We start from the raw sequence: 15,445 nt of genomic DNA on the forward strand, positions 1-15,445 counted from the left end.
GTTAACTGTCGAAAGCTAAGCCTCGCTCTCTCCCTCGTTTGTTGCGGCTCTCGAATCGGTCTGCCATGGCGCCGGACAGGTCTCCTAGAGAGAGCTCGTCCTTGCTCCCCATCCCATTGGCGGCTATCCACCTCTCGAAGGCCTCAAGCCCCTTGTTCCCCTGCTTGATCAGCTCGGAGAACGGTTTGAGGTCGCCGTTCGCGTCGGCGACGGCCACGCCGGGCGGACAGGCGGCTTGAAACTCGGTGGGTGTCACTTTCGGCTTGAAACCGTTGGCCATGAGGATCTGGGCGTAGGCGTGCTGGCGGCCGAGGGTCTCGATAGCGTCTTTCTTGTCGGCCCGGTCCACCCGGGTCTCCTCTTCGCCGAAGATGTCGTTGGCGGTGTCGTAGGTGGAGAGGGAGAAGCCCACCAGGGTCCAGAAGTACGAAGCCGCGACGGTCGGAGAGAGGTAGAGGCCCGCCGCTCCAACAGCCGTGTCACGCAGATACTTGAGCGCGTCGGCCTGCTGCTTGTCGAGCTTGTCCAGGTTGCCCTGCACCTTCTCGACGGCCGCCAACTCGAAACCACGGACGTTACCCAGAGCGGTGAACACCCGGTCCATGTGCTCGACGTCCCCGGTCCGCCGCGTCTTCGCCGAGGCGTCGGCGATCACCTTCTCGGAGAACCGTCCCATCCCCTCGTCGAACGGAGCGAGGTTCTCGGTCGAGTCGGCGAAGGTTTTCAGGAAACGGTAGGTGTCCTTCGGGCTCAGGGTGAACGTCGACGTTGTGCCGAACGTCGAGGTCGAGGGCTTCAGCGTGCTGTCCTCGGTCATGTTCGCGTCACCGATGTTCGCGCCCTCGGTGATCTCGGTGGCGTACGCGCCGGCGATCTCGGCCAGGTGCTTACGGACCCCCTCGCCGAGTTTGAGGTCGTCGAAGGTCGTCATCACGGTGAAGGCGAGCGCCGCTGACTCCTCGCTGTGCTTACCGTCCTCCTCGTCATAGACCCCGGCGGCCGCGGCGAGCATCCGGCCGAAGGCGTCGGAGCCGGCCGCCGAAGAGACGTACTTGCCTCCGGCGTGGTCGTTGAGGTTCTTCAGGAGCGTCTTCAGCTTCGACTGGTCCTTGGCGTACGGCCCGACCAGCGCTGTGATCGTCTGACGTGCGGCGGCAGGGTTGTTTCCCAGAGCGTAGAGAAGCCCGGGGTTCGCCTTGCCGGTCGCCGACAGGCCGTGGGCCAGTACCGTGCCGGACAGCCATTCGGCGGGAAACCTGCCCGAGCTCAGCAGGAGGCTCGCCCCGAATCGGTCCTCGCCTGACTGGCCTGGATTCCGTACCGCGTCCTTGATCTTCGCGAACCCGGGGACCTGTGAGCCTCCTGAGACGGCGGTGCCGAAGGCTTGGCTCACCGTACGGAGTACCTCGTCGTCGGAACGGGGTGGGCCAAGGGTCGCCTGGAAGTGGGGAGTGTCGATGTTCTTGCGCAGCAGGACCGGGAGTCCCAGAGTCCCCTTCACGCCGAGGGCGGCGAAGAAGGCGGCGGTGTAATCGGAGTCGTTCTTGTGGGCCTCCAGCTGTTTGATGATCTTCTCGTACTCCTCGGACGAGGTGCGCCCGAACCAGGGGACGTCGACCGGTTCGGCGGCCAGCAACTGTTTGGCCAGATCCGTTCCCTGTTTGCGGGCCTCCGCGGGGGAGAGGATCTTCCCCTCGTCATAGGCGACGAGCCGAGAACCCGGCAGCCATGACAGCTTGTCGGCGGCCTGGATCGTCTCCCCGCGTTTGCGTAACCCTGGCAGCTCGCCGTCGACCCAGCCCTCGATCTCCTTGATCGGCCGCAGTCCCACCGCCGACACCTCGGCCCTCGCCAGCAACTGCCGGATCCGCTCGGACTGCTCGCCGATCACGTCGCGGCCACGTTCCAACGCGCCGATGAAGCCCTGCATCAGCTCGGGGTCGATCCCGCTGAAGTCCGGTGACAGAGGCCCCGCTCCCGACGTCATCGACTTCACCGTACCCTCTCGCCCTATATGCAGTTATTTCACTCTAACCACGCAATAGAGGTGCCGAGTGCTGAATGCGAGGTTATGTGCAACACGGTGGCGATCGTCGACCAGACCGTGACTTATTTGATGAGGTGGCGATAGCAAATAAGCGCTGCGGCGATGGCAACGAAGGCTGCGGAGCGGTCTACTCGGCATTTGTAGCAGCGACGGCAGTTGGACAGCCAGGAGACGGTTTCGACGATCCGGCGGTGCCGGCCAAGTCGGTGGGCGGACTCGACGCCCCAGCGGGCGATGCGCGCGACGATGCCGCGGCTGCGCAGTCTTCAACCCCGGTCGTGCCTCAGCACTCATGCTGCTCGGGGCCGTAACCGCGGCATTCCATCGTGAAAGGTACTCGCCGCTCAATACCAATCGAGAGTTCAGCATCAAATCCTCTTAAAACCTGTCCGCCATGGTGATTGAGGCATGCGATCACCATGGCGGCCCCTGGAAGCGGGTTCTTAGATTCGTGAAGGATTCACCCGGCGAGCCGGTTCGGCGGGCACGTTGTCTCTAGCCTGGTTGTTGAGATCTCATCCGGAGAAACCATGAAGCTTGAGACGGTCGATCAGTTCGTCCATGTTCTTGGGCTCCAGCCATCCCGATCGCGCTCCCGCGACGTCCAGCGGTTCGATTCCGCCGACGAGTGTCTGGACACCGGCCTTGTTCTGCTGCGCAAGTCCCTGCTCCTCGAACACGAGGCCCTGAGGAGGGGGGCTGGTGAGAATGGCGTTCTCGGGGAGGGGTGCCCCCGGCTTCACGACGGCTCCGTCGTACGGGAGGTGCTCGTTCACGAAAACCGTAGCCCTGGTGCCGGAGGGAATGGACTTCTCGAAGTCCTCTGGAGACTTCCTGGGCAGCCACTCCTCCGGTTTTTTCGACTCGTCCCGGACGACAGCGCCTCGGTACAGGTCAACAAGGATCACCGAATCGTTTTTGATTTTCCCTTCCCTGAGCCCCTTCAGGGGCTGAGTGACCTTTATTCTGAGGAAAATCCGGTGTTCGAGAGGTCCGTTGGGATAGGAGGCCAGAGCGGGGCCTTCCTGCCAGCCGTCCACGACACCCGCAGCGACAATCGACTGAACCCCGGCCAGCGCCTCCGGCGAGGGTAAGGCCTGGAAGTCGGCTTCCATGATCCGAAGGGCTGATACGTCAAGAGTTTCGCGCCTCTCCTGGGAAGCCTGGGCTGCGGAGATGCCACCGGTGGCCTCCTTCTCCGCACAGCCGCTCAGGCCAAGGGCCGAAACAATGGCGAGGACAGCGACAGACCGCTTCACTGACTGAGTCCTTTCCAAATCAGGGCCACCATGAGTTCGCGTGACTGATGTGGTGACTGTTGTATTGCCATATCCATGATCCGGTAGGATTGCTGGCGTATTTGACATCTCCGCTGGTCATGCAGTCCAGCACGCCTCCGGGCGGGATGGCCGGGGGGCTGGCAAGGGCCGAATAATGATCGAATCCGGCTGTGTGTCCCAACTCGTGACACACCGTCTTAATATACTGATGATGCGGGTACTGTGAGGCCTCGATGGTGCTGGCTGCTATGGTCACCTTTCGCTGGTCGCAGTGAGTACTGTTGGACGCCGTCTCCACGAAACAGGGGGCGGTTCCGAACGCCCCGTTCAGGTTTCCCTGGATCCACATGACGTCGGTCGCCGGGTCGCCGTCTTGATTTGAATTCTGTGAGTCGCATGTGGCATGTTGAGGGACTCCGGGAATGGTGGTCGAGGTGTAGAGATTGTCCATCGCCCCCGGGATGTAGGACTTGAGTGTCGAGCTGACCGATGAGTGATAGCACCAGCTGTGCGTGCTCTTGTCGGGATACATTCCATCGAATGGCCAGGTGTTGGCAAGAAGTGACGTAGGCGTCACGACCGATGCCACCGCGACAGCCATCGCGGAGAGTGCTGAGACGACAATGAAGCGCCACTTACCGGTAATCATTTTCGCCTTTCTGGTGATGACTGAGAGAGGCCCTTACCCTCCTTTGGCTTTGGCCCTCGTGATCTCCTTGAGAAGATCATCTGCACGGATGGCATGACATTCAAGTGTTGACATTTCTTGTCATCTATCATACGGATGGTTCGAAGTTGGACGGCTACTCGGAGTTATTTTCGAGCGACTTTCGACTGAGGGTGGAGACTTCCATCCGGAAGTCTCTGAGAAATGACGTCCAGGTGACTTTTCATGCCGGTCGTCGATCGTCAGCGAGAAGGTATCGGTGTTCGACGGACGCTTCGGGCGGCAGCCTGACCGTCCCCTGAAGCGCGAAGTCATAACGACTTGAAGGCTTGACCGGTCAGGGCTGTAGAAGTCGGGCGCGTGGCGTCGTGGCCCTGACGTGCTTTGATAACCGGCGTGCGCGAGGCGCATCGAGTACGGCAGTCCTCCAGAGGACGGCGGATCAGCATCCGCAGAAGTGGTGCTCCACACAGTACTGAGAGTGAAGCTGGAGGTTGCTCCGAACTGGAGATCGTGAGGCCGCTCGGGTGCTTTACGCGGGCCAGGTCCGCTTGATCCAGGTGGTGACCTCGTTGCCGTCGCGGTGGGCGGCTCGATGAGCGGGGTAACGCCCGGCAGACGGGCGACCTGCGGCGGTGAGATCTTTCCGGCGAACATGTTCGCGGCCTGGAGCCGCAGCGCTTCACGCCGATCTTGTTCCGGCGCGGACAGTCCTCCGCTTCTGTCGAAGTACCGCAGGCTTCCAGGCCGCTATCGAGGGCAAACAGCCGCTGTTGGGCACCCGCTCTCGATCACGTTCACATTTCTGGATCAGTACGTGTGCTCCGGCCACCAGGTCGTCAGTGGTCAGAGGCGTAATAGGCGAATCGCCAGGACGGTTCCGTCCTCGTGGACAGAGACGGGACCTCCCCATTCCTCGTCCCATACCTGCTCGGGCCAGGTCCCACGTCTGTCGTATATCTCTCTGCGGTACTGCTCGACTCCTCCCGGCAGCGGCTTGTCGTTCCTGCCTCTGGGGGAGAGGAGAGTGAACAGATCCTCCGCTACTCCGGAGAACGCCTCCACACGCTTGTCGTTCAACCGGAAGACGTGGTCCGTGCCGACGAACGGGATGTCGAACAGTACATGACCCGCGTCCTTGACACTTCCTGTCGTAGGGTGCGCGAAACCGGTGGCATAGCGATCACGCCCCTGGCGTTTGGTCAGATACTGGGCGGTGGTGCCACCGTCGCCGGCGAATGCCGCCACTCCGGCCGTGGCCGTCCGTGCCAGGACGTGATGGAACCAGGGGTAGTGCTGGAGCTGGACGTGAAACCCAGGTTCGGAATCCGGGACCTTGCTCCCTGTGAGGGGAGGCTGGATTCCCGGCATGAGGTTCAAGTCCCTGGCGACGTCGTCCAGGTTCTCCAGCGGGTGCTTGGGTGAAGGAGACAACCAGCCACCCTCTCCAGAGGCGTGGAGGCAGTGGGTCGTGACGGGACCCTCCGCTGAGAACTCCGTACTGAAGACGAGACAGGGGGTCCGGCCCCATGTTCCGATGTGCACGGCCTCCGCATAGGCCGAGCACGCCGCGAGCTGCCTATAGGAAGAATTAGGCCCTCGCCCGTGGTTCCCCTTGACCGCCATCGGAAAGACTCGCGACGGTTCACCTGGCTTCCAGACCTCTGCGAAGAAGTCAGGCTGGTACGGATAGCCGGATGATCTCTTTGGCCATCCCGCACGGATGACGACGTCTGCGCTGACGATCGATACGAAATGATCCGGGTAGCGCTTTCCGAGAATTTTCCTGGCCAGCGCCAGGGCGAGCCCCTGCGCCAGCTCGTGTGACTGGAGCTTCTTGTAGTTCCGGGCTATGCCCTTGCCTTCGCCGGACAATCGTATGTATGCATCGGGGGCTGCGGTCAGCGCCTGGCAGTATTTAAGGCTTCCCCAGTGTTCCGCAAGGCCGCGACCGGCGCCTTGACGTGACAAGGAGAGAGCCTGGGCGAGATTGTGTAGCAGATGCCACGGAGTCAGTCGAAGTGACTTCCCGACCTCAGAACCCGGAAGGGCAGAAAGACCGCCCTTCCGACGTAGTTGCCGCCCTCCTTTCTCTTTCCGTTTTCGGTCTTCTTTTGCCGCGGTCTTTTCCACGCTGCCGACCAGTGCCGCACTTGAGTGAACCGCTATGTTCGATGGCTTCGCCAACTCCTTGAGCACGTCCTGCGTGGACTTTCTTGTCGGCTTCAACCTCACCCCTTCCGTAGGTGCGGCCGGTGCGCACCACCATGAGCTTGCCACCGAAGGGCGAAAGATCCTCTAACCGGATGGGGAGTGTTCTTTTACCTTGACATCGATTGTTCTGGAGGCATCCTAAGGTCCCATGTAAAGCTGATCACGGATTCATGATCTCTCGTCGATTCGCCACGAGCCCAGGCTCTAGGGATCGGATAATGACTTCGATCTCTCCGCACGGTCACAACCATGGAATTCGCGTCAGCGGCGAGCCCGGCATTCTCCTGCTCCACTTCCCCGCTCTTCGACGTGGTTCGTGATTCCTGTGACCTACCCGGGAGGCCGGGTTCGGCTGATGCAAGGAGCTCGGCGATCCCTGCTTCGGTGTCTCGTTTGATAGTTTTTGGTGTTTTATTTAATGAATTTACCGAACTGTTCGAACGTGCAAAGGGTGGTCCTGGGCGCCCGTGCCATCAGGAGGGGCCGTCGACAGGTTCAGGCCGTATCGTGTTTTGCTCTTTCATCTCCAGGTCATGGCCTTCACCATCCGGAACGAAAGATTTGACTTTCCAACCGGACAGGTGGGCGAGACGGTGACGTTCATCGCGTTCGACAAAGAATCGAATCGGTGAGGCGAAGATCGTGTAACGCCTGACAGGGCGAGAGAGATTTGTGATGATGGGGGCACGAGAGAGCGGCATACGGAATGCGGGAAGGAGAAGCAGTGGTCTACGATCCGAAACTGGCCGCGGCGCTCTCCGGGGCCACGCTTCGCCAGCTCTCACATTGGCGCAATACCGGTGCCAGGCGTGGAGCGGTGCTGATTCCCGAAGTCTCCAGCAGGCGTCCTGTCCTGTACTCCTTCCGTGATGTGGTCGCGTTGCGGACCTGCGTCAAGCTGCGGAACGACGCGTCGCTACAGAAGATCAGGCGAGCGCTCGACACGCTCCGCGACGACCTGAAGGAGCGGGAGCACCTGTCGAGCTACAAACTGGTCGCCGACGCGGGAACCATCTACTTGGCGGCCTCTGACCAGGCCGTCGATCTGGTGCGGAGGAAGGCCAACGTGGTCATCCACCAGATGGTGGACGTTCTGCAGCCCTTCTACCGAGACGGCAGACACATCCCGTCGTTGCTACAGCCTCGCCCCCATGTGACGGTGGATCCGGCGGTTCGCGGGGGAGTGCCGGTGATCGAAGGCACTCGCGTGCCTTACAACGAGGTCGCCGCCCTGCTCCGAGACGGGGTTCCAGCGGAACGGATCTCCGATTACTACCCGAGCGTCACGGCCACCGCGGCCCTGGACGCCGCTGACTTCGCTGAATACGTCGACAGTTACGACCCCGATCCCCCCAGGGAGTCGCGTGAGGCTGCTGCTGGATGAGAACGTCTCCAGACCTCTCCACCAGGCCATCAAGGCCTTCATCCTGAATCATGAGATCGTTCACCTGCTCGACCTCGACCGCTGGTCTGGGACCAAGGACGAGAGCCTCTACCCTCGTGCGGCGGATGAGGGATTTCACGCCGTTCTGACGAACGACGCCCGGCAGATGCAGCGTTCCAGGGAGGTCGCGGCGATCGCGGCTTCCGGGCTGCACCGGATCGAGTATCCCCACCGGCATCCAGGGCTGGCCGGAGTAGGGCTCGCGATTGCCACGGTCGCCGCCGGTCTTCCCGTCGCCTTGGAGCTTCTCACCGAAGCGGAGGGGCAGCGTCCGGTAATCCTGCGAGGCATCGATCCGATGCCTGCCAGCCGTCTACGCGTCGTGGACCCGGCCGTCTCTCCGCCCAAATACTGGCCGGACTCGGCGTGACCTGACGTGCTCTGGCCGTGGGCGGGTCCGAGTTCGGCTTCCGGAACGACGATCCGCGACGCCGTCGGTTCTTTTGTGCGATTTTCCCGCCGGGACCCGAGAGGTTCGTATTATTTTCAGCGTGCATCCCGCCGGTGGTTCCGCCTCCTATCATCACCGCGACACCGGCGGGCGTATTCCCGACCGGCCTTCCTGGCGGGGTTTTCCCCTCAGCCTGGTCTGGGCGCTGGCGCCGCTGTACACCTGCGGATTCGCGACGCCCTTCATCGTCGGGCACGCCGCACTTCGTCTGAAAAACCGGAACCTGAGCTTCGCGACCGGTGCCTACGGCCTACTGCTGATGGCCTATTGCACGATCGCCATCACTTTCAGTGACAACAATCCGGCGACCCAGGATCCTCACGTCAACACGGCCGCGACGATCTGGATGCTCACAGGCTGGCTAGGCGGCACGATACACACGCTTGTGCTCCGGTCGGTGGTCTTCGGGCCTCGACCGCCAAGGCATGCGCCCTCGGTGGTGCGGCGGCACCACCCCATGCCACCGGTATACCAGGCTCCGCCCGCTGCAAGTTCGTACCAGGCTCCGCCTGCCGCGCCGCCGTACCGGCCTCCCACCGTTTCGTATCAGACTCCGCGGGCTTCTCCGTCGTACCGGTCTCCCACCAGCCCCTACCAAGCACCGTCAGTTCCTCCGACGCCTTCCTCACCCTCGGTGAACGGCATGGTGGATGGGGCCATCTTCCGCTCCCTCGGCATGGTTGGGCCGTACCCCCTGATTAGGAAGCTCGGTGAGGGAGGCCAGGGGACGGTCTACCTCGCGCAGGGGCTGGACGGGCAGCAGGTGGTGATCAAGGTGATGCACAATCGGATCGTGGGCGGCGCGGCCGAACGCGAGAACTTCGTCAGGGAGGCCGCGATGGCCCGGCGGGTGCGTCCCTTCGCCACGGCGAGAGTGATCGACGCCGACGTCGCCGGAGACCTGGCCTACATCGTCAGCGAGTACGTCCCCGGCCCCTCCCTGGACCGACTGGTCAGGGAGAAGGGGCCACGGGACGGCGACAGTCTGACCCGGCTGGCCGTCGGGACGGCGGCGGCGCTCAAGGGCATCCACACCGCAGGAATCGTGCATCGGGATTTCAAACCGGCCAACGTCCTGCTTGGCCCGGACGGTCCTCGCGTGATCGACTTCGGGATCGCCAGGGCGCTGGACCAGATCACGATGACCTCCGGCGTTCTCAAGGGCACTCCGGCCTACATGTCTCCCGAGCAGATCTCCGGTGAGCCGGTCGGGCCGGCGTCCGACCTATTCAGTTGGGGTGCGACCATGCTTTTCGGCGCAACGGGTAAGCACGTCTTCGACGCCTCCTCCCTGCCTGCGGTCTACAAGATGATCGTCAACCATCACCCAGATCTGTCCGTGCTGCCTGTGGCGCTCCGAGCGCTGGTGGCCGACTGTCTGGCCAAGGACCCCCGGGAACGGCCGACGGCCGCCGAGGTGATGCTGGGGATCACCGGCTGAGGGGCTCTCCCCGAAACGGTCACCAGCCGATCCGGGACACCGCCCCGGCGTACAGATGGATCGGTCTCGGCGCGCGGTCGATCACGCCGGGCAGCGGTGGCAGCTTTTGGACGAACGGCAGCAGCCGGTGGAAGACCTCGTTGGCTCGTTGTGGACGCCGGCCAGGATCCTCATCGAGCAGGGCCGTCACCAGGGCGTCGAGTTCCCGAGGCGCCGAGGTCTCCAGCAGCGCCGCGGGATATGGGGTAGGGAAGAGATGTCCGCCGGTCGTCGTGTGGAAGACCTGTCCGGTGAGCATCTCGTACAGGATGCAGCCAACGGAATACAGGTCGGTCAGCGCGTTGGTTTTGCCGCCATAGGCCTGCTCGGGAGCCATGTACCGGTCGGTTCCAGGGGCCCCGAGTGTTCCGGTGATCACTGAGAATTCGGGTGAGCCCGGTACGGCCGCGACGCCGAAGTCCAGCAGGACGAGGGTCGCGTCGCGGCGGAGCATGAGGTTGCCCGGCTTCAGATCACGATGAACGAGTGAATGGTCGTGCGCCGCCGCCAGCGCGGCGCAGAGCTGCGCGCCGATCAGGGCCGTCCATGCCACGGGAAGCGTGTCGTGCGCGTCGAGCACATCCGTGAGGGTCCAGCCGTCGATGAACTCCATGACGAGGAAGAGCCCATGCTCGTCCTCCCCGAAGTCGTAGACGACAGGCACGCCGGGATGGCGGAGCAACGCCATGATCCGCGCTTCACGCTTGAAACGCCGGACGAACTCCTCGGTGATCCTGTCCTGTCGGACACGCTTGAGGGCCACCTGGCGGTTCAGGCGGACGTCGACGCCCTCCCACAGCTCTCCCATGCCCCCACGACCTATCAGCCGACGCAGTTCATAACGCTGTGCGACCACCATGGAATCCTCGGCCTCTTTTCACCATGGAACCCGGCTCCCCTGCGGGGTTCTCCATTCGAAGTATGCTGATCTATGCCTCACAAAGGGGTGCGGCGATCAAGAACATATGTTCAGATGTATTGGCCGTGCAAAGTGAAAGCAAAGCTGCTTGCGGCTAGCATGGTTTTTCGAGGATGTTTCCGGTGAGCCGCGCATTGTTCGTGGCGGCCAGACGGGAGGCCTCGTCGAAGTCGGCGGCGCACACGAATCCTCGGCGTGTGGTGGAGTATGGCTCCGACACCCAACGCCCCGGGTTCGCCAAACAGGCGGCTTCGCTGTAGCCGATGGCGGAGCACGCCGGGCTGTTGATGTGGACCTGTCTTGTCCGGATCGTGGTCCACTCGGTCTCGTAGGCGATGTCGGCGCCGGTGGCGCCGCCGCCGGTGGCGGTGTCCGAATCGTCGGTGACGGCGGAGTTTTTAGTGATGGCTGGGCTGTCCTCGCTGCTCCATATGAGAGGTCGAAAAAGGAACAGCCCGATCGCAAGGATCGCTGCTCCGGTTGCCGCTCCGGCCAGTACCGCGCCGCGTAGTGAGACCTTCTCAGTCTTTTTCGCCTGGTCTTCTCGACCTTCAGGGGGAATGGCAGGGCTGGTTGCGGATTCCGTGACTCGTGGGACACTTTCTGGAACGATCCACCAGTTCCAGTACGGCGGAGCCGGTGGCCAGTCCTCCTCAGGGCCTCCCCAGGCTTCCGTCGGCTCCCAGTCGTCCAGGACAGGTGGCCAGCCTGGTGGGGGATTGAACTGCCACGTGGGGCCGGGACGAGGGGGAATCCGCATGAAAAACCCTGCCGATCAAGAAGTCGGGAGATCAATCAGGACGCGATTATCCTCATGACGACAATCCCTGTCCATCGGATGCGCGGCCACCGGGCGGAGATCCGCATCCCTGTCATCCGGTGCTGACCGTTCAAGATGTGAACGACCTCCTCCAGATCATCCGCGTACCCTTGAAGCGAGCACCCTTGAACATCCCCCCATGTCCTGGCGAGAACTGGCGGTTCAACGCCCCTCCCGGTTGGCCGACTCCTCCAGAAGGTTGGGTTCCCAGCGTGGCCTGGGGAGGGCCGGAAGACGACTGGCCCTCGGCGCCGCCGTACTGGCGCTGGTGGGTTCGGGCGGACGGTGGCCCTGCGGCACCTCCGGCGATTCCGGAACCCGATGAGCCGAAAGGGCTGACATTTCGAGGCCGCAGGGCTGCAGCGGTCTCCATTCTGCTCGCAGCAGGGTTGGCCGCGACGCTTGCCGGAGTTTCGGTTTACCTCTCCCAGCGGGAGCGGCCCCAGGAACGACTCGTGGCCGAGGCGCGAGAGGCACCGGCACCGTCCGCTTCCTCGGTGTTCGTGGAAACAACCCCTCCGACGCCCTCCCCAACGTCGGTGGCTCATGAGCAGGCCGTAACCGTCGACGAGATCCTCGCCCTGAGCGAACCCAGCCGAGGGGCTCTGCGCCGCGGTATCGGGCAGGTCCTCGCGTGCACCGAGGCCGAACAGGGCATCAGGACCATTCGTCAGGTCACCCATGAGCGAAAGGAGCAGCTTGAACGGGCTGAAGGCCTTGCGCTCGACGCTCTCGACGGCGGCGACGAGTTGAAGTCGACGCTCATGAACGCGCTCTCGGCCTCCCACCGCGCCGATAAGTCGTACCTCAAGTGGGCCAAGCGTTTCGAAGCCGGCGGATGCCAAGGCGCGACGGTCGGTGATCCGCTCTATGACGCCGGAAACGCCGCATCGGCTACAGCCTCCAGGGCCAAAGCCGAATTCGTGGCTCTCTGGAACTCGATCGCCCGTCGTGAAGGTCTTCCCACGCGTTCCTCGGACGAGATCTGACACCTCGACGCACCACCACCATCCAAGATGATCCTTTCGGGTCACCCGGACGCGGGAGGAAGGAGCTTGGCTAGGAAGCCCTGTGTCTCCGAATCGGTCGAGTACAGAACCGTACCCGTCAGACCGCGGGTGAGGAGAACTTTGTAGGTGTTACGGACGAACCGGTCCGCCTGTTCGGCGGTCGTTCCTCTTGTCAGGGCCGGGTCTTTGCTGGCGGAACGCATGGTGACCAGCCTGCCGTCGCGATAGACCAGATCGGGTCCGATGATGACGCCGTTCCAGTCGTATTCGAATCCTTGAGCAGCGTAAACGCTTCCTACCTGCCCGAAGCCGCCTTCCTGAGTTGCCCACAGGGCACTCGCTGGCGCTTCACCGACGGCTCGGTCACCCTTGACGGTCCATGGGCGGGACCAGTCTCCTATCCGAACATCGCGCACGAGAGTGTCGTCCTCGCGGGGATCGCTCCACGGCCAGCAGAATCCGGCCGTCACGCGTGCTGAGTAACCCTGGTCGTGTTTGACCCGTAGAAGTGCTTCGAGCTCATGCGGCGACGCGGCGAGAGAGACGTCGAAGTGGTCGTCGCCCATCCACGGCTCGGGAGGGTCGTCGTGAAGGCCGAGGAGCCGCAGCACCCACTCGTCGTAGGCACGGCTACCGCCGTAGCGAAACTGCTCATCAAGAGAGACCTCATGAACACGGAATCCACGCGCTGCCGCGCGGCCTCTGATCGCGGCCGTGGTGCCCATCTCGCCGGGGCGTATCACCTGATGTTCGTCAAGGAAGAAGACGGGGACTCGCGCGGCGTCGATTAACTCATCTATCTGGAGCCGATCGCTACGTAGGCGAGCCGGGGTGTATCGGTTCTGCGAGGTCTCGCGGATCCGGTGGGCCTCATCGCATATGAGCACATCAAGGCCATCTGGATCGGCCTGCATGAAGCTGTTGAAATACCTGAAGAGGTTCTTCACCTTGCTGGATCCCCTGCCTGGGACTCGGCGCAGGGTCTCGGTGAACGAGCGGGAACCCGTGGCATGCATAACACGATGTCCTCGCCGTGAGAGTTCGCCGAGCAAAGATAGGGCGATAGCGCTTTTTCCACTTCCTGGGCCGCCGGTGATGATGACGACCTCTTTGGAGTTTGCGGTGCGGGCCCTGTCCACGGCGTTCAGAACGATCTCGTAGGGGAGTCGTTGTTCCGCCAAGAGGACAAGTTGTTCGCGATGCCTGATTTCCTCAGTGGCGATTTTGATGAGCTGTTTGGAGGGGCGGACGGCGCTGCTCAACAGCCGGTCGGCAGCACCGATGCCGGGCAGAGGGGCGAACCGCTCCTGGAGGTAGTCGAGAAAGGCATCGCGCCGTGTCCTGCTGAACAGTCTGGCCCGCTCGTCCTGAGCATGGCCGTACAGGTCCTTGATGTTTTCGTCACCTGCCTCATACAGGTAAACGACACCGCTGACCCTCTCGTGGTGATGTTCCAGCGTACTGATGAAGTCGGAGAGATAGTCGCAGTAGCCAAGCACCTGAACAACCGGGTGCAGCTTGGGCTGGTCGTTCTCCGTGGAGGCAACCACGAGGTTCGGATCACCCTCGTACAGTTCGGCCTGGCTCCACTGCTTCAGTTCGACGATGACGTAGGCGTCCTCGCCGGTGCGCGGATCGATTCCCGCCAGGATGACGTCAGCTCGCTTGCTGGTGAGCGGCAGCTTGAACTCGACCAGCATCTCCACATCACCGAGCCCGGCCTCGATCAGGTCCCGAGAAAGAATCGCCAGGCCGCTCTGCAAGGACTCAGTCTCCGCCGAGGACGGCCCTGTGTTCTGGGGGGCACTCAGCTCGGCGGCGATCAGCTTGCTGACCGCGCTGCCGTCCTTCGACGTCAGCGCGGCAAGGTCCCGTGCTGAACGACGGACCGCGGCCGAACTGTGGTTAGACATGCTGAACGCTCCTACGATCGAGTGCCGGGTTCGGCGGTCACCCAGTACCCGTCTGCCAGTGGTAACCCCCTCCCGTCTGAAGACGAGGTTACCCATTGCGAGGAACCTCGACGGGAGACCGTCCTGAGCAGGCAAGGGAGCCCGGCAACGCCCACGACGCCGTTCCGAGGTGTTTCGTGGCCGTCAACTGTCATCGACGCTCCGGGGTCAGCTCCTCCAGCCAGCCGAGAAACTCGGTGAGCTGGTTGTTCTCGGCCTCGGAGAGCTGGCTGGCGTGATAGTGCGCAAACTTATTGCGAATTCTTCGCACAACCCTGAGCTCTCCTGTGAAGACATCCTGATCGATGTCCCAGCCGAGCCTGGTCCAGCAGTCTTCACTGCTGAAAGCACGTTCCAGGTCACCCATGGTCAGCTCGCTGGGAGCTTCAACGGCCCGCCTACCGGTAGCGCTTCGCAGCTCGTCGACCGTGGGGCAGACATGAGTGAGAATCTCACGAAGCCGTGACTCGATCTCTCCGATGAGAATATAGGGACCGCTCAGCTTCTGGTGGGCCTTGTTGACATCGGACAGTGTGACGATTCCACTGATCAGCCCGCCTTCATCGCGAACGAGGACGAAGCGAGGCGCGCCAACGGTGGGGAAGACTTTCCTGACCTCCTCGTCGATCGACGCCACTTTGACCGGCTCGGTAACGGAGGTCAAGGTGAGAAGGCGGCCTGTCATGTCCGCAGACATGATGCTCTTTCGCGTCACGGCCCCGGCAGGAGTTGAGGAGTCGGTCAGCACGGGAAACTGGGCGTACCTGTGCCTGGTGAAGAGAGTCTTGACGCGTTTCAGAGTGTCGTCCGGAGTGACACTGACGAGTCTGGGCAGACGTGCGGTGGGAAGGTGCTCGATGCGCAGCGTAATGCCGCGCTCGCCGTTTGCGGGCAGCATGAATCACTCCACGGGTAGGGGCTTCCCTCAACCGCTTGCGCGGCGGGAGCCCGACGGGCCGTACGTGTCACGGAACACCGTAGCGGTCCCCTGTGACATTCGCGACAAGTATCCCTCCCGTGCGTTCCGAAGAACGCGGAAGGCGTGAACACCATGTCGTTTGACGTCAAATGGTGAATGGTTTTGAGAGAAGCGGAAATTATTTCGGTCTTCTCTTCATAGGGAGACATCGCTGCTCTTCGGTTGTTCTGTGGTTGTAGATG

Annotated in this window: 12 protein-coding genes; 4 read left to right on the forward strand and 8 right to left on the reverse strand. The window is 62.6% G+C overall.

Annotated features, from left to right (window positions below):
- Position 1: 1 nt before the first annotated feature.
- The 4 genes from ACIBVQ_RS16345 to ACIBVQ_RS16360 all read right to left on the reverse strand — a co-directional run bounded on the left by ACIBVQ_RS16345 (position 2) and on the right by ACIBVQ_RS16360 (position 6,223).
- The gene (locus ACIBVQ_RS16345) at positions 2-1,987 is read right to left on the reverse strand and encodes a DUF6571 family protein (RefSeq protein WP_399178219.1); all 1,986 of its coding nucleotides are present in this window, start codon (positions 1,985-1,987) and stop codon (positions 2-4) included.
- 575 nt (positions 1,988-2,562) lie between these two features.
- On the reverse strand, positions 2,563-3,306 hold the full coding sequence (locus tag ACIBVQ_RS16350) for a hypothetical protein (RefSeq protein ID WP_399178221.1): 744 nt from the start codon (positions 3,304-3,306) through the stop codon (positions 2,563-2,565).
- A gap of 19 nt (positions 3,307-3,325) precedes the next feature.
- Positions 3,326-3,976 (reverse strand): hypothetical protein, encoded by a 651-nt coding sequence (locus tag ACIBVQ_RS16355; protein WP_399178222.1) that lies wholly within the window; start codon positions 3,974-3,976, stop codon positions 3,326-3,328.
- A gap of 864 nt (positions 3,977-4,840) precedes the next feature.
- On the reverse strand, positions 4,841-6,223 hold the full coding sequence (locus ACIBVQ_RS16360) for a hypothetical protein (RefSeq protein ID WP_399178224.1): 1,383 nt from the start codon (positions 6,221-6,223) through the stop codon (positions 4,841-4,843).
- 709 nt (positions 6,224-6,932) lie between these two features.
- Here ACIBVQ_RS16360 and ACIBVQ_RS16365 point away from each other — a divergent pair.
- The 3 genes from ACIBVQ_RS16365 (at position 6,933) to ACIBVQ_RS16375 (ending at position 9,544) form a co-directional block, all read left to right on the forward strand.
- On the forward strand, positions 6,933-7,592 hold the full coding sequence (locus ACIBVQ_RS16365; protein WP_399178225.1) for a DUF433 domain-containing protein: 660 nt from the start codon (positions 6,933-6,935) through the stop codon (positions 7,590-7,592).
- The gene (locus ACIBVQ_RS16370; protein ID WP_399178226.1) at positions 7,573-8,022 is read left to right on the forward strand and encodes a hypothetical protein; all 450 of its coding nucleotides are present in this window, start codon (positions 7,573-7,575) and stop codon (positions 8,020-8,022) included. The genes ACIBVQ_RS16365 and ACIBVQ_RS16370 overlap by 20 nt, the downstream gene beginning before the upstream one ends.
- A gap of 121 nt (positions 8,023-8,143) precedes the next feature.
- Positions 8,144-9,544 (forward strand): serine/threonine-protein kinase, encoded by a 1,401-nt coding sequence (locus ACIBVQ_RS16375; protein WP_399178228.1) that lies wholly within the window; start codon positions 8,144-8,146, stop codon positions 9,542-9,544.
- Between the two features lie 19 nt (positions 9,545-9,563).
- Here the strand turns inward: ACIBVQ_RS16375 and ACIBVQ_RS16380 are convergent, their stop codons facing one another.
- A complete protein-coding gene (locus ACIBVQ_RS16380; RefSeq protein ID WP_399178230.1) occupies positions 9,564-10,442 on the reverse strand; it encodes a serine/threonine-protein kinase in 879 nt (292 codons plus the stop codon).
- 154 nt (positions 10,443-10,596) lie between these two features.
- The gene (locus ACIBVQ_RS16385; RefSeq protein ID WP_399178232.1) at positions 10,597-11,262 is read right to left on the reverse strand and encodes a hypothetical protein; all 666 of its coding nucleotides are present in this window, start codon (positions 11,260-11,262) and stop codon (positions 10,597-10,599) included.
- A gap of 515 nt (positions 11,263-11,777) precedes the next feature.
- On the opposite strand from ACIBVQ_RS16385, the gene ACIBVQ_RS16390 reads away from it, so the two are divergent.
- Positions 11,778-12,311 carry a hypothetical protein gene (locus tag ACIBVQ_RS16390; protein ID WP_399178234.1) on the forward strand — a complete coding sequence of 178 codons (534 nt, stop codon included), beginning with the start codon at positions 11,778-11,780 and terminating at the stop codon, positions 12,309-12,311.
- Between the two features lie 41 nt (positions 12,312-12,352).
- Here ACIBVQ_RS16390 and ACIBVQ_RS16395 read toward each other — a convergent pair whose 3' ends face one another.
- A complete protein-coding gene (locus tag ACIBVQ_RS16395; protein WP_399178236.1) occupies positions 12,353-14,245 on the reverse strand; it encodes a DNA/RNA helicase domain-containing protein in 1,893 nt (630 codons plus the stop codon).
- 190 nt (positions 14,246-14,435) lie between these two features.
- Positions 14,436-15,182 (reverse strand): CBS domain-containing protein, encoded by a 747-nt coding sequence (locus ACIBVQ_RS16400; protein ID WP_399178237.1) that lies wholly within the window; start codon positions 15,180-15,182, stop codon positions 14,436-14,438.
- Positions 15,183-15,445 lie beyond the last annotated feature (263 nt).

The organism is Streptosporangium sp. NPDC049376 (genome assembly GCF_044466505.1).
Taxonomy (GTDB): Bacteria; Actinomycetota; Actinomycetes; order Streptosporangiales; family Streptosporangiaceae; genus Streptosporangium.

Coding starts and splice junctions, on each gene's coding strand:
- ACIBVQ_RS16345 (WP_399178219.1), bottom strand. CDS start 1,987: ATGACGTCGGGAGCGGGGCCTCTGTCACCGGACTTCAGCGGGATCGAC.
- ACIBVQ_RS16355 (WP_399178222.1), bottom strand. CDS start 3,976: ATGATTACCGGTAAGTGGCGCTTCATTGTCGTCTCAGCACTCTCCGCG.
- ACIBVQ_RS16380 (WP_399178230.1), bottom strand. CDS start 10,442: ATGGTGGTCGCACAGCGTTATGAACTGCGTCGGCTGATAGGTCGTGGG.
- ACIBVQ_RS16385 (WP_399178232.1), bottom strand. CDS start 11,262: ATGCGGATTCCCCCTCGTCCCGGCCCCACGTGGCAGTTCAATCCCCCA.
- ACIBVQ_RS16395 (WP_399178236.1), bottom strand. CDS start 14,245: ATGTCTAACCACAGTTCGGCCGCGGTCCGTCGTTCAGCACGGGACCTT.
- ACIBVQ_RS16400 (WP_399178237.1), bottom strand. CDS start 15,182: ATGCTGCCCGCAAACGGCGAGCGCGGCATTACGCTGCGCATCGAGCAC.